The 20,832-nt window shown below is 65.7% G+C and carries 20 protein-coding genes; 6 read left to right on the top strand and 14 right to left on the bottom strand.

Annotated elements, in window-relative coordinates:
• Positions 1-144: 144 nt before the first annotated feature.
• The 8 genes from OOZ63_RS23145 to murJ form a co-directional block, all read right to left on the bottom strand.
• A complete protein-coding gene (locus OOZ63_RS23145; protein WP_266007996.1) occupies positions 145-1,155 on the bottom strand; it encodes an inorganic phosphate transporter in 1,011 nt (336 codons plus the stop codon).
• 15 nt (positions 1,156-1,170) lie between these two features.
• The gene (locus OOZ63_RS23140; RefSeq protein ID WP_266007995.1) at positions 1,171-1,818 is read right to left on the bottom strand and encodes a DUF47 domain-containing protein; all 648 of its coding nucleotides are present in this window, start codon (positions 1,816-1,818) and stop codon (positions 1,171-1,173) included.
• Between the two features lie 133 nt (positions 1,819-1,951).
• The gene (folK, locus tag OOZ63_RS23135; RefSeq protein WP_266007994.1) at positions 1,952-2,455 is read right to left on the bottom strand and encodes a 2-amino-4-hydroxy-6-hydroxymethyldihydropteridine diphosphokinase; all 504 of its coding nucleotides are present in this window, start codon (positions 2,453-2,455) and stop codon (positions 1,952-1,954) included.
• The gene (pcnB, locus tag OOZ63_RS23130; RefSeq protein ID WP_266007993.1) at positions 2,452-4,014 is read right to left on the bottom strand and encodes a polynucleotide adenylyltransferase PcnB; all 1,563 of its coding nucleotides are present in this window, start codon (positions 4,012-4,014) and stop codon (positions 2,452-2,454) included. The genes folK and pcnB overlap by 4 nt, the downstream gene beginning before the upstream one ends.
• The gene (locus tag OOZ63_RS23125) at positions 4,011-4,679 is read right to left on the bottom strand and encodes an HAD family hydrolase (protein ID WP_266007992.1); all 669 of its coding nucleotides are present in this window, start codon (positions 4,677-4,679) and stop codon (positions 4,011-4,013) included. Before OOZ63_RS23125 ends, pcnB begins: the two co-directional genes overlap by 4 nt.
• On the bottom strand, positions 4,679-5,356 hold the full coding sequence (gene hda / locus OOZ63_RS23120; protein WP_266007991.1) for a DnaA regulatory inactivator Hda: 678 nt from the start codon (positions 5,354-5,356) through the stop codon (positions 4,679-4,681). The genes OOZ63_RS23125 and hda overlap by 1 nt, the downstream gene beginning before the upstream one ends.
• A gap of 80 nt (positions 5,357-5,436) precedes the next feature.
• Positions 5,437-6,291: a SirB1 family protein gene (locus tag OOZ63_RS23115; protein ID WP_266007990.1), complete on the bottom strand. Its 855-nt coding sequence runs from the start codon at positions 6,289-6,291 to the stop codon at positions 5,437-5,439.
• Positions 6,292-6,301: 10 nt separating this feature from the next.
• Entirely contained in the window at positions 6,302-7,864 is a 1,563-nt protein-coding gene (gene murJ, locus OOZ63_RS23110; protein ID WP_266007989.1) for a murein biosynthesis integral membrane protein MurJ, read from the bottom strand.
• Between the two features lie 152 nt (positions 7,865-8,016).
• Here murJ and rpsT point away from each other — a divergent pair, with 152 nt between their 5' ends.
• Complete coding sequence (rpsT, locus tag OOZ63_RS23105) at positions 8,017-8,313, top strand: 30S ribosomal protein S20 (RefSeq protein ID WP_137942372.1); 297 nt, start codon at positions 8,017-8,019, stop codon at positions 8,311-8,313.
• 103 nt (positions 8,314-8,416) lie between these two features.
• On the opposite strand, the gene OOZ63_RS23100 is transcribed toward rpsT, so the two are convergent.
• The 3 genes from OOZ63_RS23100 to OOZ63_RS23090 all read right to left on the bottom strand — a co-directional run bounded on the left by OOZ63_RS23100 (position 8,417) and on the right by OOZ63_RS23090 (position 10,867).
• Positions 8,417-9,223 (bottom strand): alpha/beta fold hydrolase, encoded by an 807-nt coding sequence (locus tag OOZ63_RS23100; RefSeq protein WP_266007988.1) that lies wholly within the window; start codon positions 9,221-9,223, stop codon positions 8,417-8,419.
• Positions 9,220-10,215 carry a M14 family zinc carboxypeptidase gene (locus tag OOZ63_RS23095; RefSeq protein ID WP_266007987.1) on the bottom strand — a complete coding sequence of 332 codons (996 nt, stop codon included), beginning with the start codon at positions 10,213-10,215 and terminating at the stop codon, positions 9,220-9,222. The genes OOZ63_RS23100 and OOZ63_RS23095 overlap by 4 nt, the downstream gene beginning before the upstream one ends.
• A 322-nt stretch (positions 10,216-10,537) precedes the next feature.
• A complete protein-coding gene (locus OOZ63_RS23090) occupies positions 10,538-10,867 on the bottom strand; it encodes a DUF3579 domain-containing protein (protein WP_137942369.1) in 330 nt (109 codons plus the stop codon).
• Between the two features lie 256 nt (positions 10,868-11,123).
• On the opposite strand from OOZ63_RS23090, the gene OOZ63_RS23085 reads away from it, so the two are divergent.
• Together OOZ63_RS23085 and argF are read left to right on the top strand one after the other, a co-directional pair.
• Positions 11,124-12,326 carry an aspartate aminotransferase family protein gene (locus tag OOZ63_RS23085; protein WP_266007986.1) on the top strand — a complete coding sequence of 401 codons (1,203 nt, stop codon included), beginning with the start codon at positions 11,124-11,126 and terminating at the stop codon, positions 12,324-12,326.
• Entirely contained in the window at positions 12,323-13,285 is a 963-nt protein-coding gene (gene argF, locus OOZ63_RS23080; protein WP_266007985.1) for an ornithine carbamoyltransferase, read from the top strand. Before OOZ63_RS23085 ends, argF begins: the two co-directional genes overlap by 4 nt.
• Before the next feature lie 3 nt (positions 13,286-13,288).
• On the opposite strand, the gene OOZ63_RS23075 is transcribed toward argF, so the two are convergent.
• Positions 13,289-14,104, bottom strand: a complete 816-nt coding sequence (locus OOZ63_RS23075) for a substrate-binding periplasmic protein (RefSeq protein WP_266007984.1) — start codon at positions 14,102-14,104, stop codon at positions 13,289-13,291.
• A 94-nt stretch (positions 14,105-14,198) separates the two neighbouring features.
• Here OOZ63_RS23075 and OOZ63_RS23070 point away from each other — a divergent pair, with 94 nt between their 5' ends.
• Genes OOZ63_RS23070 through OOZ63_RS23060 form a run of 3 tightly spaced genes read left to right on the top strand, consistent with a single transcriptional unit; the run spans position 14,199 to position 16,755 of the window.
• Positions 14,199-14,954 (top strand): metallophosphoesterase family protein, encoded by a 756-nt coding sequence (locus OOZ63_RS23070; protein ID WP_266007983.1) that lies wholly within the window; start codon positions 14,199-14,201, stop codon positions 14,952-14,954.
• Positions 14,955-14,958: 4 nt separating this feature from the next.
• Positions 14,959-16,410, top strand: coding sequence for a serine/threonine protein kinase (locus OOZ63_RS23065; RefSeq protein ID WP_266007982.1), 1,452 nt, complete (start codon positions 14,959-14,961; stop codon positions 16,408-16,410).
• A gap of 9 nt (positions 16,411-16,419) precedes the next feature.
• The gene (locus tag OOZ63_RS23060) at positions 16,420-16,755 is read left to right on the top strand and encodes a YkgJ family cysteine cluster protein (protein WP_266007981.1); all 336 of its coding nucleotides are present in this window, start codon (positions 16,420-16,422) and stop codon (positions 16,753-16,755) included.
• 21 nt (positions 16,756-16,776) lie between these two features.
• Here OOZ63_RS23060 and OOZ63_RS23055 read toward each other — a convergent pair whose 3' ends face one another.
• Together OOZ63_RS23055 and OOZ63_RS23050 are read right to left on the bottom strand one after the other, a co-directional pair.
• Positions 16,777-17,940, bottom strand: a complete 1,164-nt coding sequence (locus OOZ63_RS23055) for a tetratricopeptide repeat protein (RefSeq protein ID WP_266007980.1) — start codon at positions 17,938-17,940, stop codon at positions 16,777-16,779.
• 120 nt (positions 17,941-18,060) lie between these two features.
• Entirely contained in the window at positions 18,061-20,811 is a 2,751-nt protein-coding gene (locus tag OOZ63_RS23050; protein WP_266007979.1) for an alpha-1,6-glucosidase domain-containing protein, read from the bottom strand.
• Positions 20,812-20,832 lie beyond the last annotated feature (21 nt).

The following is a 20,832-nucleotide window of genomic DNA, read 5'->3' as shown; positions in this document are numbered from 1 at the left end:
CCAAAGCACCGCAGGGCGGCTTACAAAGGTAAGGTGCGACCTTTTCCTGGTCAAACAAAAACGCCCCGACAAAGACTCGGGGCGTTTTATCAGGCGCTTCGCAGATTAGGTTTTGACACGGACTGCGCGGGCCCTTTGTTCAATTCAGAACAAGGTGAAACTCAACCAGTAGCAGATGCCGGCCACAAAGGCCGAAGCCGGTATCGTGAAAATCCAGGCCCAGACGATATTGCCGGCCACGCCCCAGCGCACCGCCGACATGCGCTGCACCGAGCCCACACCGACGATGGCGCCGGTGATGGTGTGCGTGGTCGAGACAGGAATGCCCAGCGCCGTCGCCAGGAACAGGGTCATCGCACCGCCGGTCTCGGCGCAGAAGCCGCCCACTGGCTTGAGCTTGGTGATCTTCTGACCCATGGTCTTGACGATGCGCCAGCCCCCGAACATGGTGCCCACACCGATGGCGATGTAGCAGATCCACACCACCCAGCCCGGCGGCGAGGTCTCCGTGGCGGCCAGATAGCCCGAGGCCACGAGCAGCATCCAGATCAGACCGATGGTCTTCTGCGCGTCGTTGCCGCCATGGCCCAGGCTGTAAAGCCCCGCGGACACCAGTTGCAGTCGACGAAACCATTTGTCCACCCGCAGCGGCGAGGCGCGTTTGAACAGGTGCGCCACCACCACCATCATCAGCGAGCCCAGCAAAAAGCCCAGCAGCGGCGACACAAAGATGAACAGCACCGTCTTCCCCACGCCGGCGGCGATCAGCGCCCCGGTGCCGGCCTTGGCAATCACTGCGCCGACGATACCGCCGATCAGCGCATGCGAAGAGCTCGACGGGATGCCGTAGTACCAGGTGACCACGTTCCAAACAATGGCGCCGATCAGCGCACCGAAGACCACATGGTGGTCCACGATGCCCGGCTCGACGATGCCCTTACCCACGGTCTTGGCGACCGCGTAGTGGAAGACGAAGATGGCGACGAAGTTGAAGAACGCCGCGAACAAGACCGCATGCTGCGGCTTAAGCACGCCGGTAGACACCACCGTGGCGATCGAGTTAGCCGCATCGTGAAAGCCATTCATGAAGTCGAACGCCACGGCCAGAACGACCAGCATGGCGACGACCCAAAAGGCGACCTGCATTGATTCCATGACAGGCTCGCGCGTTCAGGAATTCTCGAGGACGATGCCCTCGATCAGGTTGGCCACATCCTCACAGCGGTCGGAAATCGACTCGAGCTGCTCATAGATCGCCTTCAGCTTGATCAGCTCGCGCACATCCTCCTGCTCGCGGAACAGCTTGGACATGGCCGAGCGCATCACGCGGTCGGCATCGGACTCCAGCTTGTCGATCTCCTCACAGGTCTTGATGGCAGCTTCGGCCGTCTGCGGCTGGCTCAGCTTGGGCAACAGCGACACGGCGTACTGCACCCGCTCACAGCACTTGGCGCTCAGTTCACCCAGTCGCAACACCTCCTCGGGAATCGAGCGCACGTCATAAAGCGACATGGTCTCGGACGAGTCCTGCAGCAGGTCCAGGATGTCGTCCATCGCATTGATCAGGCCGTGGATCTGCTCGCGATCGATGGGCGTGATGAAGGTGCGGTGCAGCAGGCGGTTGACCTCGGCGGTGACGCGGTCGGCATGGTGTTCGGCCTTGTCGACCTCGGCGGCGTACTTTTCGCGCAGATTCAGGTCGTTGTAGTTCTGGATCATCAACATGAAGGCGCGCGCGCCCTCGACGATCTGATCCCCGTGTTCATTGAACAGCTCAAAAAAATTGCCCTCGCGGGGCAGCAGCTTGCCAAACAGCATGAGTTCTCCTTGCGCCGCCGCCCCGTGCAACGGCACATGGACAACGCAATGTCACAAAAAATTCATCACCGCGTCACAAGCGGCAAAGGCAGGAGTGTAACGGCGAGCAGCGCACAAACCGGTGCCGGCCAATTCAGCCGCCGGGCAGACGCTCCACCCGTTGGTCGGACACGGCGGACAAGTAGGATCGCAAGGCGCCCAGCTCCGGCGCCGACAAGTCAGGCCCGAGTTCCAGCAACGGCAGCAAAACGAAGGCACGCTGGTGCAGACGCGGATGGGGCACGCACAAGTGCTGGCTGCGGATCTTCCGCTCGGCGTAGAGCAGGAGATCCAGATCCAGGGTGCGCGAGGCATTGACGAAGGGCCGCTCGCGACCGTGGGCCAGCTCGATGGCCTGCAGGCATCGCAACAAGGCCTCGGGCGGGAGCGCCGTCTCCAGCCGGGCTGCGGCATTCAGATAGTCCGGGCCGCTGGCGTCCACCGGCGCACTCCGATACAGGCTGGAGACCGCGACCAACTCCGTTTCAGGCAAGGCCGCCAAGGCCTTGAGGGCCGAGGCCAGGGTCCGGGCGGTGTCGCCCAGATTGGCGCCCAGCCCGACAAAGGCCGACACACGGGCCGGCCCGGCCAGCGTCATTCAGCAGCAGCCGTTTTGGCCGCCGGCTTGCGGCGACGGCGGCGCTTCTTGGCCGGACCACCGTCCAACGAGGCCGGCTCGCTGCCATCAGCCGGTAGGGTCGCCGGCTTGGGCGACGAGGCCTTGCGGGGCAATTGGTGCACCTTGGCGCCGCCACGGCGCTGCTTGTCGGCCTCGCGCGCCTCGTCCAGCAAGGCGGCGCGCTCGTCATCGCTGCCCAGCGCAAAGTCTTCCCACCAGTCGGCCAGGGCCGCATCGGTCTCGCCGGCATCGGCGCGCAGGCGCAGGAAGTCAAATCCGGCGCGGTAGCGCGGCTGCTCGACCAGGGTATAAACCCCGGTGCCGCTACGGCGCTCGAAGCGCGGCTGCATCATCCAGATCTCGCGCATATCGGTGGCCAGCTTGCCTCGGCCCGAAATGTCGCCGATGCGGGCATCAAACACCGCATCGATAGCCTGCGCCAGCGCCGGCACGGTCGCCTCGCCCTCCTCGCGGATACGGGTCCAGCGCTCCAGTACCTCGTGCCACAGCATGCAGGCCAACATGAAGCTGGGCGACACGCCACGGCCCTCGCGCACGCGCAGATCGGTGTCCTCGAAGGCTTGTCGCACAAAAGTGCCGCGCACGCCCTCGTAAAGCTCGCCCCGCTCGTTGAGCATCGCATCCAGAATAGGGAAGACGCCGCGCGCCAAGCCCTGCTTGCGCAGTTGCTCCAGGCTGGCAAGCGAATGGCCGGTCTGCAAGAGCTTGATCATCTCGTCGAACAGCCGCGAAGCCGGCACATTGGCCAGCAGCGCCGCGCAGGCCTTGACCGGCGCACGCGTCTTGGGCTCAAGCTCGAAGCCCAGCTTGGCCGCAAAGCGCACCGCGCGGATGATCCGCACCGGGTCTTCGCGGTAGCGCGTATCGGGATCGCCGATCATGCGCAGCACGCGCTTCTTCGCATCGGCCAGGCCGCCGTGGTAGTCGACCACCAACTGGCGCTGCGGGTCGTAATACAGCGCGTTGACGGTGAAATCGCGGCGGGCGGCATCCTCGACCTGGGGGCCCCAGACGTTGTCGCGCAAGACCCGGCCCTCGGCGTCGACCACATGGGACTTGCCGGCCAGCTCGCTTTTGGATGTCTTCTCGTTGCCGCTGACCTGCTCGGCGCTCTCATTGGCCAGCAGGGCGCGGAAGGTCGAGACCTCGATCACCTCATGCTCGCGGCCGCGGCCGTAGACCACATGGACGATGCGAAAGCGCCGGCCGATGATGAAGGCACGCCGGAACAGACCCTTGACCTCTTCGGGCGTGGCATTGGTCGCGACGTCGAAGTCCTTGGGGCGCATGCCCAGCAGCAGATCGCGCACCGCGCCGCCGACGATATAGGCCTCAAAGCCCGCATCTGTGAGGGTCTGCACGACGCGCACCGCGCGCTCGTCCAGCAGGCTCGGATCGATGCCGTGATCCGCCACCTGCACCTCGACCCGTTTGCCCAGTACCGAGCCCGGTGCGCTCTTGGCCGGAGCTTTGGCCGAAGGCTTGCCCAGCAGCTTGTCGATGAATTTCTTGATCATGCGAAGAGTTTCAAAAGAGGCCAGCCGCGCTGGCCGGCAATCGCTTCCAGCGCCGGCGTCGGATTCGTCGCCACCGGGTGGCTGACGCGCTCCAGCAAGGGCAGGTCATTGACCGAATCGCTGTAGAAGTGGATCTGCTCGAAATCCTGCCATTGTCGCCCCAAGCCGGCCAGCCATTGCTCGACCCGTGTGATCTTGCCGGCCTGGAAGGACGGCACGCCCCGCACCAGGCCACTGAAGCGCCCGTCGTCCTCGCGCTGCAGATCGACAGCGATCAGGTGTTCGACACCAAAGGCGTGGGCAATCGGCGCGGTGACGAACTCATTGGTGGCAGTGACGATGGCAACCAGATCGCCGGCCTCCTGATGGCGGCGCACCAGGGCACGCGCCTGCGGCAACAGCTGAGACGCCATGACCTCGGCCATGAAGCGCTCGCGAGCGGCCAGGGCCTCGGCCAAGGGGCGAGCGCGCCACACCGAGGTCGAGAACTCGATGTACTCATCCAGATCCAGCCGACCGGCCTGGTACTGGGCGTAGAACTCGTCATTGCGGGCACGCCAGGCCTCGCCGTCGGCCCAGCCAATATCGACCATGAAGCCGCCGAAAGCGTGGTCGGAGTCGTTCGGAATCAGGGTTCCGTCCAGATCGAAAAGTGTCAGATTCATCATTGGGAAGAAGGGGCTTGATCGGCCAGCATCTGGCGCAGCAGCGGCACGGTGACCGCGCGCTTGGCCGACAGGGCAAATTCATCGAGACGGTCCAGCAGGCCCATCAGGTGCTTGAGGTCGCGGGCGAAGCGGGTCAACAGATAGTCCATCACCTCGTCCGACAGAAAAATGCCGCGCCGATCGGCTTCGCGGCGCAGCGCCGCCCTCACCTCCAGCTCGGACAGCGGTTGCAGCGCAAAGGTCGGGCCCCAGCCGAGCCGGGTACGCAAATCCTCTCGCAAGGCCAGGTCCACCGGCGGCGCGGTGCCCGTAGCCACCACCGCCAAACCATGGGTGGCCGCCTCAACGAAGAGCTGGAAGGCGGCGTGCTGCTGGCCGGCATCGAAGCGCTGGCAGTCATCCATCAGCAAGAGGCTGGGCTGGCTGGGCAACTCCCAGGGCAGCGCGGTATCGGCGTCGTACCAGCCCACCTGGGCGCCTGCTGCCTGCCAACGCTGAGCCAGCGCGCGCAGCGCATGGGTCTTGCCGCTGCCCGGGCCGCCCCACAGAAATACCGGCGGCGCGCCCGCGCCCAGGCTCAATAAATGAGTCAGCGCGGCGGCATTGCCGCCCGGCAGGAAATTGTCAAAGCTGTAAACCGGCTCCGGGCCCAGTGACAGCGGAATCTGCTTCAAAACCAAACCAACACCCTCTCAACCGGTGTAACACCATGCGCCCGGGATTTCCAAATTGGCCGCGATTCTACGGGCCGCCATCAGTGCAGGGGCGGCTCGCCCCTGGCACGCAAGGCCTGCAAGCGCTGGCGCTGCTCGACCCGGTCGGCCGCATCCGGACGCAGGCTCAGGTAGCGCTCCAGGTCGGCGGCCGCACCGCTCCAGTGTTGCAGCGCCTCCAGCACCAGGGCCCGGTCACGCAACTCCTGCGGCTCCTCAGGCAAGAGCAGCACCAGTCGCTGCTGCACCCCCAACAGGCGTGGCCAGTCGGCCGCACTGCGGTGAATCTCCTTCAGATTGCGCAACATACGCGCCAGCAACTCGCGCGGGCCCAGCACCTGCAGAAAAAACTCCAGCGGCGGCTCTGCGCCAGCCCCCCGATAAGGCAGCAAAGCCTCCTCCAGCGCCTCGCGCGACAGAGAGCGGCAGGTGAAGGGGTCCAGCACCACCTCGCCCTGCGGCAAATGCAGGCCGACCAGAAAATGACCGGGGAAGCCGATGCCGTTGGCACGCAGCCCGATCTGGCCGGCCAGCTCCATATAAATGACCGCCAGCGCAATCGGTATGCCGCGCCGGGTGGCGAGCACCTGGTGGATGAAGCTGTTGTCTGGAGCGTAGTAATCGTTGACATTGCCGGCAAAGCCCAGCTCGTCATGGAAATAGCGGTTCAGCAGCAGCAGCCGGTGGCTGGGCGAGGCGTCATCCGGCAGTCGCCGGCGCAAGCGCTCGGCCATTGCATCGACCTCGGCCAGCACGGCCTGCACATCCATGCCCGGGTACTCGTCTTGGGCAATGCAGGCGGCCGCCTCCAGCAGATTCAGTTCGCCGGCATCGGCCACCAAGGTGGCGAAATGCTCCAGGGCCGAGGGGGCTTGCCAATGTCGGGACAGCGTCATGAATCCGAGTTTATGCACGCCGGGCAAACTGGCGCAGATTCAGCCCGCACAGCGCCAGCACGCCGAAATACAGCAGGGCCGATACCGCCAGGCTGGCCGCCATCAACAAGGCGCGCAGCAATTCGCGCTCGCCCAGTGCGATCCAGTCTAGCCGGGTGGCGATGAAATATTGCAAGCCGCCCATCAGCGCACTGGCCAGCAGCACCCGCAGACCGAAGCCCAGCCAGCCGGGTGACGGCGTGTAGCTGCCCAATTTCACCAGGCCGCGCAGCAGCCACCCCGCATTGACCATCGCGCCCAGACCGATCGACAGGGCCAGCCCGGCCACACCCAGCAGCGGCACCAGCGCGGCATTCATCAATTGGGTCAGCACCAGCACGATCACGGCAATGCGCACCGGCGTGCGCATGTCCTGCTTGGCATAAAAGCCGGGCGCCAGCACTTTGATCGCGACCAGTCCCATCAGGCCGGCGCCATAGCCCATGACCGCCGTGCTGGTCTGGCCCACATCCAGCGCGGTGAAGGCGCCGCGGTGATAGAGCACGGCCACCATGGGCTCGGCAAACACCAGCAAGGCCACCGCACAAGGCAGGGCCAGCACCACGACCATGCGCAGCCCCCAATCCAGCATCGCTGAATAGGCCGCCGCTTCACCACGCCCCTGGGCCGCAGACAGCTGCGGCGTCAGCACCGCACCCAGCGCCACGCCCAGCAAGGCGGTGGGAAACTCCATCAGCCGGTCGGCATAGGTCAGCCAGGACGCTGCGCCGGCGCCAACAAAGATGGCGATCTGCAGATTGATGACCAGCGACAGCTGGGCCACACCGACGCCCAGCAGTGCCGGGCCCATCGCGCCGAGCACCCCCTTGACGCCAGGATGGCGCCAGGCCGTCTGCAGCCGCGAGGGCGACCACCCCAGGCGCGGCAGCGCCCCGATGCGGCGCAGCGCCGGAATCTGCACCAGCAACTGCAGCACGCCGCCGATCATCACGCCGATCGCCAGCGCATAGATGGGCCGCCAGCCCCAGGCCTCCATCTTCGGCAGCAAGAGCCAGGCGCAGGCGATCACCGACAGATTGAGCAACACCGGCGTGGCTGCCGGCACGACGAAGCGCCGCCAGGTGTTCAGAATGCCGGCCGACAGCGCAACCAGGGACATGCAGCCGATATAAGGGAACATCCAGCGTGTCATCACGATGGCGGCTTCGCGCCCGTCGGCCGGCAATCCGGCACCGAGCAGCCAGACCAGCAGTGGCGCACCGACGACACCCAACACACAGACCACGATCAGCGCCCACAGCAGCACCGTGGCCACGGCATTGATCAGGCTGTGCGTGGCCTCATCCCCTTCGGCCGCGCGGGTACGCGCCAAGATAGGCACGAAAGCCTGGGAAAATGCTCCCTCGGCAAACAGCCGCCGCAGCATGTTCGGGATCCGGAATGCGACCTGAAAGGCATCCGTCAGGCTCGAGGCGCCAAACAGCGCGGCCACCAACTGCTCGCGCACCAGGCCCGTGATGCGCGACAACAGGGTCAGAACGGAGATCGTCGAGGCAGCGCGCAGCAGATTCATGAAGGGGCACAGAGCAGATGGATAGGCCGAAGCCGGCGCATTATCCGCGTTGCGCTGCAGCACCCGCCTCGATATCGGCAAGGAGTCTTTGCCATGACCTTCACAAAAGTGCTACACTCGCGGTCTTTGCACCATCTGGGTAGATATACAACATGGCAAGCTCTTCCAAAGCCAAAAAGAAAACCGTCCGTCTGGCATCGGGCCGCAAGCGCGCTCGTCAGGACGTGAAGCTGAACGCCGCCAACACGGCGCTGCGCTCCAAATTCCGCACGGTCATCAAGAACGTGCAAAAGGCTGTCGTCGCTGGCGACAAGACCAAAGCCGCTGAGCTCTTCAAGACTGCCCAAAACGTGATCGACTCGGTCGCCGACAAGGGCATCTTCCACAAGAACAAGGCTGCTCGCCACAAGAGCCGCCTGTCCGCCAAGATCAAGGCGCTGGCCGCCTGAAAACCAGATCTGGTGCAAAGCAAAAGCCCGCTTCGGCGGGCTTTTTGATGAATAGCCCGCTTGCGCGGGCTTTTTGACGAATAGCCCGCTTGCGCGGGCTTTTTCATGTCCGGCCCAAACCTGCGCTCGCATGCATTTGCCGCGCGCGCAGCCAGTCCGACACCGCACGCGCCACCCAGGGCGGATCATCCAGCGGCAGATCATGGCCGGCCTGGGTATGCAGGCGCAGCGGCACCCCCCAAGCACGACTGAGCGACTGCGAGCAGCGCCAGTCGACCAGGGTGTCCGCCTGGCTGCACAGCAGCAACATCGGCGCGTGGGGCCGGCCACGGCTGGCGCGGTAACGCATCGCCGCAAGCAACTGACGCACACCATTGCGCACCCCCACAGGGTGCTGGCGTTGCAGCGCCACCCAGGACTCGAGCACCGGCTGGGGCTCTGTGACCATGCGCGAGGTCATTTTCAGCACCCTCGCTTCACGCCAGCGCACCCCCAGCCGAAGGAAGCCCAGGGCCAGTAGCTTCCAGTAATTGGCGGGGCGCAGGCGATGAAAGAACGGGCTGTACGGTCGCAAGCTGGTATTTATCAGGACCGTGCCGCCGACCTCCTGCGGATAACGCGAGGCCCAGTCACACGCCACCATCGCGCCCAGCGACATGGCCAAGAGATGCACCGGGCCGGTCTGACCGCGACGCGCCAGCTCGGCCCGGCATGCCTCCACCATGTCCTGCACGCGGCTAGGGCTGGCCTCGCGATACAGCGCCCCGTTGCCGGGCAAATCAAGTGTCATGACCCGAGCGCCCGGTTGCTGGGCGGTGATTTCCTGTGTGAACACAGCCGGGAACGCCCCCCAGTGGCCCGCCTCACGGGTCAGTCCACGCAGCAGCACCCAGGTCACTGGCTCGCTCATGACACCCTCCCGCGCCGGTACCAGCGCGTCAACGCACGCTCGCGCTGCTCTGCGCGCTGATCGGGTCGCGGCAGCCAGCGCTCGGCACCGCTGGCTGCCCGCGATACAAAATCCAGCCAGCTCACATGCCGTCGCAACACTCGCTGCTGGCGGTGGCCGATCAGCGGATTGAACATGCCCTGGCGCGAGAACATCTGACGCGGATTCTTCTTGACCCACAGCCAGGAGCCCATCTCCAGGGTCAGCGGCAGCAACATGCACTCGGGCCGCTCGCAGGCCTGCAGATATAGATGGTCCCAGAGATCGCCATGGGTGAGGTACTGCCGGCTCTGCGGCTCGAAGACATATCGGTGCTGAGCATGGGTCTGATCCAGGATCTCGGCCAGGGCATGGATCTCGGGCAGATGCTCGATGGGCATGGCGGTGTGGGCAAAGGGAAACCAGATGCGGTCGCTCAGGCCGAAGCCCGAGTGGCAATCAACGCTGATTGCGAAGCGATGGCTCAGCAACTCCTGCCGCACCAGCGCACACAAGGCCTCGCTCTCGAGTTGCATCGGCGCGCCGGCCACACCTCGATACCAGGGCAGGTTGGCACTGATACGCTGGCCGCCCAGCATAAAAGGCGCGCCGCCGCTGGCCTCGACCGGCGCGTTACGCATCAGATCGACACCTTGCGGGTTGGCACGCGTGCCGCGCCAGACCCCGCCGGGGTTGACCATGGGCATGAACACCATGCGCAGCGACTCAAGCTGGCGATGCAGGGTCGCGTCCCAACGCAAGCGCGCAACCAAACTGCCCAGATAGGCCATCACGACCTCAGCACCGATGCGCTCCAAACCATGCACGCCGCCAAAAATACCGATGGCCGGCACATCCGGATCGGGATTGCCGAGACTGAAGGCCAGCACGGGAAGCCGCCGGCCCGCCACTTCGACATCGCAAAGCTGGCGCCGCTGCAGATAAGGCGCGCCTTGCTCGACAAGACGTTCCATTTCCAGCAATTCGATCAAGGGAGACGGCTCTACGGCCTGTGTGCTGGACACCCGGGCTTCCAATTGGTGAGGACCTGGAGCATAGACGCCGCTGTTGCAGCATCAATGAACCCTTCGTGATTACATCTCGTCACACGACGGACATCAAGTGTGCGTAGCTTGAACAACACGAAAACTCGTCCCCTGTTGCGATGACACCCTACCACCCACCGAACCCTCGTTACGTGCTCGCACTGGGCAGGGCCTGCTTGTGGGGTTTGATTGAACTGCTGGCCCTTTGGCGTTCACGGCGCTGGCGCCAGCGCTAGCTAGGGCAGGTTGCTCAGCCGGCCGGCGGCTTATCGGGTAGCAAGCACGCCTCGGCGACCTGCAACTGGTTGTCGCGTGCGAAGTTCATCACGAAGTCCCAAGCCATGGGCTCCAGCGCCTTCAGCTCTTCATTGACGATCACACACTTGATGCCATTGATGACACGCGGCACACAGTACGGCGAGTAGCCGATGTGGGCGCCCGGGCCGCCGCGCGAGCCGCCGGGCCGGAAGCAGGACATGGCACCGGCAAGCCGCTCCGCCCAGTCGCTGGGGCGAAACGTGCGTCCGTCCAGAGTCAGGCCCTGAATAAAGACTTCGCGCGGTTTGGGGGACTGGCTCATGCGTCTGACAAGGGGTTCAAACCCAGGCACCGAGGACATAGCCGCGGCGGCCCGGTCTGCCGCGACTCGCGGCAAGAACGCTATTGTGCCTCGGATGTGTTGCGCCGCAGCAAGACGGGGGCTTGCTGGCCGCACCAAGGGCGGCAGTTCTGCGCACAAAGCGATGGCTGCGCGAAACTGGCCCCTTAGAATTGTGCTCAGGGGCGGCCAGACCGCCCCTGCCTTTCCCAACACCCAACATCTATCCGGAGAGTTGATGAACGCTGTGCCTGCCGTACCGTCCGAGCCGCATGTCATGCAAACCTATGGCCGCCTGCCCGTTGCGCTGTCGCACGGCCAGGGCTGCTGGGTCTGGGATGTCAACGGCCGACGATATCTGGACGGGCTGGGCGGCATCGCGGTCAACACCCTGGGTCACGCTCACCCGAAGCTGGTACCCGCGCTGCAGGAGCAAGTTGCCAAGCTGATCCACACCAGCAACTACTATCATGTGCCGCTGCAGGAACAGCTGGCGGCCAAGCTCTGCGAGCTGTCGGGCCTGAGCAATGCCTTTTTCTGCAACAGCGGCTTGGAAGCCAATGAGGCGGCGTTGAAGATCGCCCGAAAGTTCGGTCATGACCGCGGCAATAGCCGTCCCGAGTGCATCGTCTTCGAGGGCGCCTTCCACGGCCGCTCGATCGCGACGTTATCCGCCACCGCGAACCCCAAGGTGCAGGCCGGCTTCGGCCCGCTGGTCGAGGGCTTTGTGCGGGTGCCGCTGAACAATATCCCGGCGCTGGAAGCCGCGCTGCAGGCGCACCCGAACGTCACCGCGATCTTCCTGGAGACCATCCAGGGCGAAGGCGGTATCAACAGCGCCCGCATCGAGTTCCTGCAGGCGCTGCGCAAGCTCTGCGACCAGCACGACATCCTGTTGATGCTGGACGAGGTGCAATGCGGCATCGGCCGCACCGGCAAGTGGTTTGCCCACCAATGGGCCGGCATCCAGCCGGATGTGATGCCGCTGGCCAAGGGCCTGGGCTCGGGCGTGCCTATCGGCGCGGTGGTCTGCGGGCCACGCGCTGCCAAGGTGCTGCAGCCGGGCAATCACGGCACGACCTTCGGCGGCAATCCACTGGCCATGCGCGCCGGGGTCGAGACCCTGCGCATCATGCAAGAGGAAGGCCTGCTGGCTAATGCGGCCAAGGTCGGCGCAGCGCTAAAGGCCGGGCTGGAGCGCGAACTGGCCGGCGTGGCCGGCGTAGTCGAAATCCGCGGCCAGGGCCTGATGCTGGGCATCGAGCTGTCGCGACCCTGCGGCGTGCTACTGGGCCAAGCGCTCGAAGCCGGCCTGCTGATCAGCGTGACTGCCGACAAGGTGGTACGCCTGGTACCGGCACTGATCCTCAGCGAGGAAGAGGCGGCGCAGATCGTCGCCCTGCTCTGCCCGCTGATCAAAGCCTTCCTGGCCCAGCCATGAAGCCGGGGATGAGCTTGATGCGCCACTACCTGCAGTTCAAGGACTTCCGGGCCGAGGAGTATGTCTATCTGTTCGAGCGCGCCGCACTGATCAAGCGACGCTTCAAGAACTACGAGCGCTACCAGCCGCTGCAGGACCGCACGCTGGCGATGATCTTCGAGAAGGCCAGCACCCGCACCCGGGTCAGCTTCGAGGCCGGCATGTACCAGATGGGTGGCTCGGTGGTGCATCTGACCACCGGCGACAGCCAGCTCGGCCGAGCCGAGCCGATCGAGGACAGCGCGCGCGTGATCAGCCGTATGGTGGATCTGGTGATGATACGTACCTATGAGCAGACCAAGATCGAGCGCTTCGCGGCCCATTCGCGAGTGCCGGTCATCAACGGCCTGACCAACGAGTACCACCCCTGCCAGATCTTGGCCGATCTGTTCACATTCATCGAAGCGCGCGGCATGAACCACCGCGGCATCGTCGATGTGGATTGTCTGAAGGGGCGCGTTGTGGCCTGGGTCGGCGACGGCAACAATATGGCCAACACTTGGTTGCAGGCGGCCGAGATCCTGGGCTTCACCGTCCATGTCAGCACGCCGGGCGGCTACGAGGTTGACCCGGTGGTGGCCGGCATCAAGAACACCGACTGCTACAAGGTGTTCAAGGACCCAATGGACGCCTGCCGCGGCGCCGATCTGGTGACCACCGATGTCTGGACCAGCATGGGTTACGAGGCCGAAAACGAGGCTCGCCGCGCCGCCTTTGCTGACTGGTGCGTCGATGCCGAGATGATGGCCGTCGCCAAGCCCGATGCACTCTTCATGCATTGCCTGCCGGCGCATCGCGGCGAGGAGGTCGCAGCCGATGTGATCGACGGCTCGCAGTCGGTGGTCTGGGAAGAAGCCGAGAATCGCATGCATGTGCAGAAGGCACTGATGGAGTACCTGCTGCTCGGCCGCATCGGCTGAGGCTCAGCGCGGCTTGATGCTGTCGACCAGGCTGCCGACCGGGTAGTAGCGCTGAAAAGCCCTCCAAACGGTGCCGTTGCGAGAAGTCTTCTCCAAGGCCTCTCGCAGCACTGCACGGTCCTGCTCGCTGACCGAGGTCTTTGAGATGTAGGCGCCGCTATCGACCCAAGGCAACTCGTCGACCGGCTCGTAGCGCAGCCGCTCGATCAGCGGCATGAAGCGGGCATCGGCCAGCAAAGCGCCGACCAAAATGGACGGCGCCATGATAGTGATGTCGGCGAGACCGGCCTGCAGCATGCGCCCCACCGAGACCGGGTCCACGTCGAGAAAAACGCGCCCCTGGGCGCGCAGATCCTTGATCAGGGCCTGGTAGGCGTCACCGTAATCGAAGCCACGCACCAGCGCGACCCGCAGTTCCTTGCGCTCGCGCAGCTCCTGCAGGCTGCGCACCGGCACGCGTTCGGCGTTCAGCGAGATCAGGGTGGCGCGTGCAAAGATCAGCGGCACGAAGTGCCCGAACTCGTCGCGCCGCGGCGTGCGGGCCGCCGGTATCAGCAGGTCGGCACGGCCATTCTCGAACATGACCTCCAATCGGGCACGCGGCACCGGGGTGAAGAGAAAGGTGCAACCCGTGATGCCACTCAAAACGTCGTGATAGACCCCACCGATGCCCTCTTCCGAGACGATCATGCTCAGGCCAACCGGTGCCGCTGGCACCAGCATGGCGCGCGAGCAGTCAGCCAGAGAAGGCGCCGACAGCCCTAGCGCCAGGGGCCACAACACAATCCGGCGCACCAAGCGCCCAAGACTCTCAACCATCACCCAAGCCCTTCGACGAGTGATCCGCGGCGGCAGATGCAGAACGACCAGCATAGCTCAGGCTGCCGTCAGCCCTCTGTAGCATGATGCGCCCATGAAATTTGCGCTGATCACCGACTTGCATGCCAATCGAGAAGCCCTGACGGCCGTGTTGGACCACGCCCAGGCCCAGGGCTGCGACAGCCATGCTTTTCTGGGCGACTATGTCGGCTACGGCGGCGACCCCGGCTGGGTGCTGGACCGGGTGCTCGAGCTGGTCAATCAGGGCGCGCTAGCCGTGATGGGCAATCACGACAGCGCAGTCGTCCACGGTGCGCCGCCGAACATGCGAGAAGACGCACGCACGGCCGCCGCCTGGACCCGCGAACAGCTGAGCGCCGAGCACTTACGCTTTCTGTCCGAGCTGCCAATGACGGCCAACCGGGGCAACTGCCTGTTCGTGCATGCCAACGCCTTCGCGCCCGAGGGCTTCGAGTACATCCAGGGCCGTGCCGAAGCGATGCGAAGTCTGCAGGCGACCGACCGCGCCTACACCTTCTGCGGCCACATGCACGAGCCTATGCTGTACCACATGTCGGGCACCGGCAAAGCCGGCGACTTCAGCCCGGTGCCGGGCGTCGAGATCCCGCTGCTGAGCCACCGCCAGTGGCTGATCATCCCGGGCTCCTGCGGCCAGCCCCGTGATGGCAATCCCGAGGCCTGCTATGCCTGCTTCGACACCGAAACCGGCCTGTTGAGCTTCCAGCGCGTGCCCTATGACGTCGAGGCCGCTGCCGCCCGCATCCGCAACTCCGGCCTGCCCGAGGCCGTGGCCGAGCGCCTGGCCGCACGGCTGAGCCAGGGCGAGTAGGCCGATGAGCGACGACGCTTCCCACAGCACGCAAGACCTGCCCCTGCCCGGTCCGCTGGTGCCGGGTCTGGTGCTTGACGGCTTCCGGCTCGACGCCCATCTGCACCAAGGCGGCATGGCCAACCTCTGGGCCGTGACCCGCGTCGATCCCGGCCCGGGCGATGGCCTGCCGCTGATCATGAAGGTGCCGCGCATCAAGGGCGGCGAGGACCCGGCCACCATCGTCGGCTTCGAGGTCGAGCAGATGCTGATGCCGGCATTGAAGGGTCCACATGTACCGCGCTATGTGGCGCGTGGCGACTGGACGCGCCAAGCCTATATCGTGATGGAGCGCATTGACGGCCCCTCGCTACGTCCACGGCTCGATGATGCGCCGCTGCCGCTGGACGAGGTTGTGGACATCGGCATCAAGGTGGCCACTGCCCTGCATGCCTTGCACCGCCAGCATGTGGTGCATCTGGACATCAAGCCCAGCAACATCATGTTCCGCCCGGACGGCGCGGCCGTTCTGGTGGACTTCGGCCTGTCACGCCACAGCCAGTTGCCCGATCTGCTGGAAGAGGAGTTCGAGCTTCCGATGGGCACAGGCCCCTATATGTCGCCGGAGCAGGTGCAGTTTGTCCGCAACGATCCGCGCAGCGATCTGTTCGCGCTGGGCGTGATGCTCTACCACCTGGCCACCGGCGAGCGGCCCTTCGGCCAGCCCTCGTCGGTGCGAGGCCTGCGTCGGCGCCTCTATATCGACCCGGTGCCCCCGCGTGCGCTGCGCGCCGATATTCCGCCCTGGCTGCAGGAGTTGATCCTGCACTGCCTGGAGGTCAAGGCAGAGCGCCGCTACCAGAGTGCAGCCCAGCTCGCACTGGACCTGCAGCGCCCCGAGGGCATCGCGCTGACGCGGCGCGCCGAACGGGTGCAAACCAACAGTATTGCCAAGACCTTCAAGCGCTGGTTCTTTGCATTGGGCGCCGAACCCTCGCGCGCCGCCAGCGTCGACCAGCAGCTCGCGCGCAGCCCCATCATCATGGCGGCCATCGACACCCAGGCGGCTCCCCAGGCCCTGCTAACCCAGATGCAGGAGACAGTACGGCGGCTGCTGCAGGCCGAGCCCGGTGCCCGCCTGGCCTGTGTCAGCGTGATGAAAACCGCCCGCATCGGCATGGACGAGCTGACCGACAGGGCCGGTCAGAGCCTGCACGTCAAACAGCTGATCGCGCTGAAGCACTGGGCGCGCCCGATTAGCCGCGCGCTGGCTCTGCAAGACGGCCGCTTGACCTTTCATGTGCTGGAGGCGCCCGATACCGCCCAGGCCCTCATCGAGTTCGCTGCCAAGGCCCGCGTCGACCACCTGGTGATGGGTGCCAGCGGCAACTCGGTGCTGCGCCGTTATCTGGGCAGCGTCTCGGCCCAGGTGGTGGCCGAGTCGGAGTGCAGCGTCACCGTGGTGCGGGCCGCCTAGACTGTCGCCATGTCCACTCCCCAGACCAACCCCTGCATCACCTGCGGCGCCTGCTGCGCCAGCTTCCGGGTCGATTTCGCCCGCGAGGAGCTGCAAAGCGAGGGCGGCTGTGTGCCCGACGGACTCGCGGTGGAACTCAACCACAGCCTCAGCCGCATGCGCGGCACCGATCATGCCCGGCCGCGCTGCGCGGCCCTGGTCGGCACGGTGGGCATCAAGGCCAGCTGCGGCATCTACGAGTGGCGGCCCGGCCCCTGCCGCGAGTTCGGCCTGCGCGCACCGATGGGCATCGGCGACGAAGCCTGTGCGCGGGCGCGCGCCCGCCACGGCCTATCGCCGCTGTAGCCGCTGTAGCCGCTGCTTCAGCTACTGCACCAGGCGGACATTGCGCAGGCTCTCCAGCTTGGCCGCATACATCTGGCGGTCCTTGACCGTGGCGCTGTTGTCGCGGGCCAGCGCCAGGTGCTTGCGCGCCTCGCCGAGCTCGCCCAGACCATAGTTGGCCAGGGCCAGCCAGAAATGGAACTCGTGGAAATAGGCCGAGCGCTCGATTTCGCGGGTGAAGAGCCTCTTCGCGGCCTTGAAGTCGCCGGCCCGCATGGCCACGACGCCCTCGTCGAAGTACTTGAACGGCGGATTGGGCTGGATCTCGCGCAGCTTGGCGCTCAGCAACTCGGCCTCCTCGCGGCGGCCCCTGTCCTTGAGCACCAGGATCAGATTGGACAGGGTCTGCGCATTGGCCGGCTCCTCGGCCAAGACGGTGCGAAACACTTGCTCGGCCCGCTCAGCGTGGCCATGGCGGCGGTAGATCACGCCTAGCGTGTTGTAGGCAGCGATGAAGCGCGGATCCTGGGTCATCGCGGTACGCGCCCACCAGTAGGCTTCGTCGGTAAGGCCCTGCTGCAGCAGTTCGGCCGCACGGTTGTTCATATACATCGCGATGACCGTGCTCTCGTCTATCACCCGGCTGCGCTGGCCGCGCAGCTGTTCGGCTGGCAGGAAATCGATGACCAACAGCTCGGCCTCGAAGGTCCGAGCGGCGCGCTCGTAGACGGGCCGGCCTAGGCTCAGATTGATATGACCGTTGAGAAAATAGAGATCGCCACTGCGGCTCCACAGCTCCTCGACGTAGACGCTTTGATAGCGAACCGGCAAACCCAGCGCCTTGGCGAATGCCGAGGTCATCAGCACCAGGGACAGGCAGTTGCCACGGCGCGCCTCAAAGGCCTCGGCAGCATTGCGGGTCAGGCTGGCGTCGTACTCCAGCTGCAGCTTGCTCTTGCTATAGAGCGCATCGATCAGGCCCTGGCGGCTGCCTTCGCGGCGCGCCTGCTGGGCGACCTCATGGTCCAGATAGCGCTGCATCTCGGGGCTGAGTCTGAACAGGTTTTCGCTGCCCAGCGACGCAGGCGCCGGCGCGAACAGGGCATCGTCAAACAAGCGCTGCGGCTGCGGGGCGAGCGGCGCGCTGGCACAACCGCTCAGCGCGACAAAGCTCAGAGCGAGCCAGAAAGAGGCCAGGGCTTTCATATCGCTGTCTCCTGCGAACTATGGCGCCGGTCAGCCTGTTGCGACCGCCGTGCGTCCCCTTCTGCAAAGCTAGCACCGAAACCCCGCTCCCGCCAGTGCGCAAAGCATGGGCTGGCCGGCTCAGTTCAGCACATAGACCAACGCGGTGCGTGCCGGCACCGTAAAGCGCCCAGTTTGCGGCTCAAAGCCAGCCTGCTCGGCCGGCCTCTTGTCGGCCGCCTGCGGCGCCCGATGCACAGGGTGCAGCCGATACGCCAGCCCTCGGGCGGACGCGAGATACAGGCTCTGGCTGGTACCGGCGACATTGACGATATAGATCAGCCGCTCGAAGCCGGCGCCGGCCAGGCCCCGGCCGTCCAGTTCCCCGACCAGCAGCAGCGGATTCTGCTGCGGCCCGGTGTTATGGAATTGCAGTCGTTGCTGCACTGCAGCCGCCGAATCGAGGCGAAACAGGCTGGAGCTGGCGCGGATGCGAAGCAGGTCCAGGAAGGCATCGCGGGTCCAGCGGATCTGGGCCGGCTCGGGCTTTATCAGCGGGTTGTTCAGCACCGGGCGCAGTAGCGCGTAGTTCGCGCCGTTGTCGGACTTGGGCGGCAGTCCGGTGCCGAAGTAGTTGTCGCGCAGCGACCAGTCCAGGCGGTTGAACCAATCGCCCGAGTCGTAGCTGTTGCGGTCCAGCGACTTGGAACGCAAGGTCTCGATGCCGGCATGGAAGTAAGGCACGCCCTGGCTGAAGGCGGTGACGGCCATTCCCAACAGTTGCACGCGAGCCCGGTCCTCGCGGGAGGTCTGCTGCGGCAGTTTGAGCGCATTGATATCGAACAGGGTCTGGTTGTCATGGTTGTCGGCATAGTTGACCACCTCGCCCGGCGCCGAGGCATAGCCGGCCGGCTGGCCGGCGTAGTCGATCTGCGCCAGGCGCCGGCGCTCGCCGCCGAAGGTCTGCAGCTCATAGCCGCGAAGCGAGCCCGCTAGGCCGACCCGTACCAGGTCGGCGGCGCGCAGCAAGTCCTCGTGCGTGGCCGCGCCGCCCATTGCATTGGGCTCATGGTGCAGGCCGTTGAGCCAGCCCTGACGGCGTATCAGGTCCTCGCCGCCGTCGGCCGCACCACCGCCACGCAGCGCATCGCGCGCCCGGTCGCTGAAAGTAGCAATGCCGCTGCCGTTCAGCGACAGCTGCGAGGCCTGGACAAAGCGCCGCCCATCGGCCACCTCGCCGAAGTTCCAGCCCTCGCCGATCAGCTGCACCGGCCGGCCCAGCTCGCGCTGCAGCCGGGCTTGCAGACGCTCCATCGCGGCGCGCGGTTGATGCCCCATCAGATCAAAGCGAAACGAAGTCACCTTGTACTCGCGAGCCCACAGCAGCACCGAGTCCTCCATCAGCTTGCCCATCATCAACTGCTCAGTGGCGGTGTTGTCGCAGCAGGTCGAGCGCTCCACCTGGCCCTGGGCGTCATAGCGCTGGTAGTAGCCGGGCACGATACGGTCCAGCACCGACTTCTCATGCTGGCCGGCGGCGGCCGTATGGTTGTAGACCACGTCCATTCCGACCCGCAGGCCGGCCCCGCTCAGCGCCTGCACCATCTGGCGCAACTCGATGATGCGGCGTGCACCGTCCATCGCATCGCTGGCATAGCTGCCTTCGGGTGCGCTGTAGTGCAAAGGGTCGTAGCCCCAGTTGAAGCAGTCGCGCTCGGCTAGCGCCATCACGGCCGCCTGCTGGACTTCGCTGTCCGGCGCGGCCGCCGGCACCTCGGGCAAGGCGCAGCCGGTCTCGGGAACTGTCGCGATGTCGAACACCGGCAGCAGATGCACGTCCGTCAGCCCGGCCTCGCTGAGTGCGCGCAGATGCCGCATCCCGCGCGAGTCGGTCGCGGTGAAGGCCAGGTACTTGCCGCGCTGAGCTTCGGGCACCGAGGCGTCGTTGATCGAGAAGTCGCGCACGTGCAACTCGTAGATCACCATCTCGGTATTGCGCTTGACACGATCCGGCAGTTGCAGCGCGTCCCAGCCGGCCGGCTTCAAAGCCGGCTCGGCCAGATCGGCGATATAGCTGCGGCGCGAGTCGGCGCTCAGGCTGAGCGAGTAGGGATCGGTGACCCGGTTGCGCAGCCGGCCGACGCCGCGCACATGGGTCTCGACGAGATAGCTGTAGTAGCCGCGGCTCAGATCGGAGGGCAGGCGCAGCGACCAGATGCCTGTGCTGGCGTCGCGCCGCATCGGCAGAGCCTGCAGCGCCGCCGCCGCACCGCTGGCGTAATGGCATAGATGTACCGCGCGGGCCGTCGGCGCCCACAGCTTGAAGCCGGTGCGGCGGCCGGCGACGACGCTCACCCCGAGATCCGGCGCGGCCGCAGCCTTGGCATAGAGATCGTCCAGCGCAGCGGCGGCCTGCAGGCCGGTCGCCTGCAAGACCTGACCCCGCCCGTCCTCCTGAACAAGCAGCATCTGCCCGCGCAGCAGCTCCGGCAGGCGCGCCACCGCAGACTCGGGCAGAGCGAGCAGCAGCCCCGACCCGAGATAGCCGAATCGTCCGGCCAGCGCCGGCGGCATGGCCGCCGCACGCAGTACCAGCGGCACCACGCGATCGAAGCCGCTGACCTGGTGACCGGCTCTTGCGTCCAGCCGCCCTGCCGCCGAGTGATAGAGCTTGAAGCGCCCGGTGGCCGTCACCGCCGGCCACAGCAGCAGACGCCGATTCAGCCAATGGCCGCGCGCATCAATGGACGGCGCCTCAACGAGCATCTGCTGGATATCCGCCGCATCACAGGCCGCTCGCAGTTCAGCGCTGCCGTCGGCGGCGACCGCCTGCGAGGCTGCGGCCAGCCAAGCCAGCACCACGGCCCACATCCTGATGCCGCCTGAGGCCACGGCTTGCTCCTTATGTCTCAT

Origin of the sequence: Paucibacter sp. PLA-PC-4 (genome assembly GCF_026241155.1) — a bacterium.
GTDB lineage: Bacteria > Pseudomonadota > Gammaproteobacteria > Burkholderiales > Burkholderiaceae_C > Roseateles_E.
Note: the sequence above shows the minus strand (reverse complement) of the source record. Positions and strands in the feature narration are given on the sequence as shown.

Bases quoted from the DNA above. Each gene is read 5' to 3' on its own strand.
- rpsT (WP_137942372.1), top strand. From the start codon at position 8,017: ATGGCAAGCTCTTCCAAAGCCAAAAAGAAAACCGTCCGTCTGGCATCG.
- pcnB (WP_266007993.1), bottom strand. From the start codon at position 4,014: ATGATCAAGAAATTCATCGACAAGCTGCTGGGCAAGCCTTCGGCCAAA.
- argF (WP_266007985.1), top strand. From the start codon at position 12,323: ATGAAGCCGGGGATGAGCTTGATGCGCCACTACCTGCAGTTCAAGGAC.
- OOZ63_RS23090 (WP_137942369.1), bottom strand. From the start codon at position 10,867: ATGAGCCAGTCCCCCAAACCGCGCGAAGTCTTTATTCAGGGCCTGACT.
- OOZ63_RS23100 (WP_266007988.1), bottom strand. From the start codon at position 9,223: ATGAGCGAGCCAGTGACCTGGGTGCTGCTGCGTGGACTGACCCGTGAG.
- OOZ63_RS23095 (WP_266007987.1), bottom strand. From the start codon at position 10,215: ATGGAACGTCTTGTCGAGCAAGGCGCGCCTTATCTGCAGCGGCGCCAG.
- OOZ63_RS23065 (WP_266007982.1), top strand. From the start codon at position 14,959: ATGAGCGACGACGCTTCCCACAGCACGCAAGACCTGCCCCTGCCCGGT.
- OOZ63_RS23125 (WP_266007992.1), bottom strand. From the start codon at position 4,679: ATGAATCTGACACTTTTCGATCTGGACGGAACCCTGATTCCGAACGAC.
- OOZ63_RS23055 (WP_266007980.1), bottom strand. From the start codon at position 17,940: ATGAAAGCCCTGGCCTCTTTCTGGCTCGCTCTGAGCTTTGTCGCGCTG.
- OOZ63_RS23085 (WP_266007986.1), top strand. From the start codon at position 11,124: ATGAACGCTGTGCCTGCCGTACCGTCCGAGCCGCATGTCATGCAAACC.
- OOZ63_RS23145 (WP_266007996.1), bottom strand. From the start codon at position 1,155: ATGGAATCAATGCAGGTCGCCTTTTGGGTCGTCGCCATGCTGGTCGTT.
- OOZ63_RS23075 (WP_266007984.1), bottom strand. From the start codon at position 14,104: ATGGTTGAGAGTCTTGGGCGCTTGGTGCGCCGGATTGTGTTGTGGCCC.
- murJ (WP_266007989.1), bottom strand. From the start codon at position 7,864: ATGAATCTGCTGCGCGCTGCCTCGACGATCTCCGTTCTGACCCTGTTG.
- OOZ63_RS23060 (WP_266007981.1), top strand. From the start codon at position 16,420: ATGTCCACTCCCCAGACCAACCCCTGCATCACCTGCGGCGCCTGCTGC.
- OOZ63_RS23070 (WP_266007983.1), top strand. From the start codon at position 14,199: ATGAAATTTGCGCTGATCACCGACTTGCATGCCAATCGAGAAGCCCTG.
- folK (WP_266007994.1), bottom strand. From the start codon at position 2,455: ATGACGCTGGCCGGGCCGGCCCGTGTGTCGGCCTTTGTCGGGCTGGGC.
- OOZ63_RS23140 (WP_266007995.1), bottom strand. From the start codon at position 1,818: ATGCTGTTTGGCAAGCTGCTGCCCCGCGAGGGCAATTTTTTTGAGCTG.
- OOZ63_RS23115 (WP_266007990.1), bottom strand. From the start codon at position 6,291: ATGACGCTGTCCCGACATTGGCAAGCCCCCTCGGCCCTGGAGCATTTC.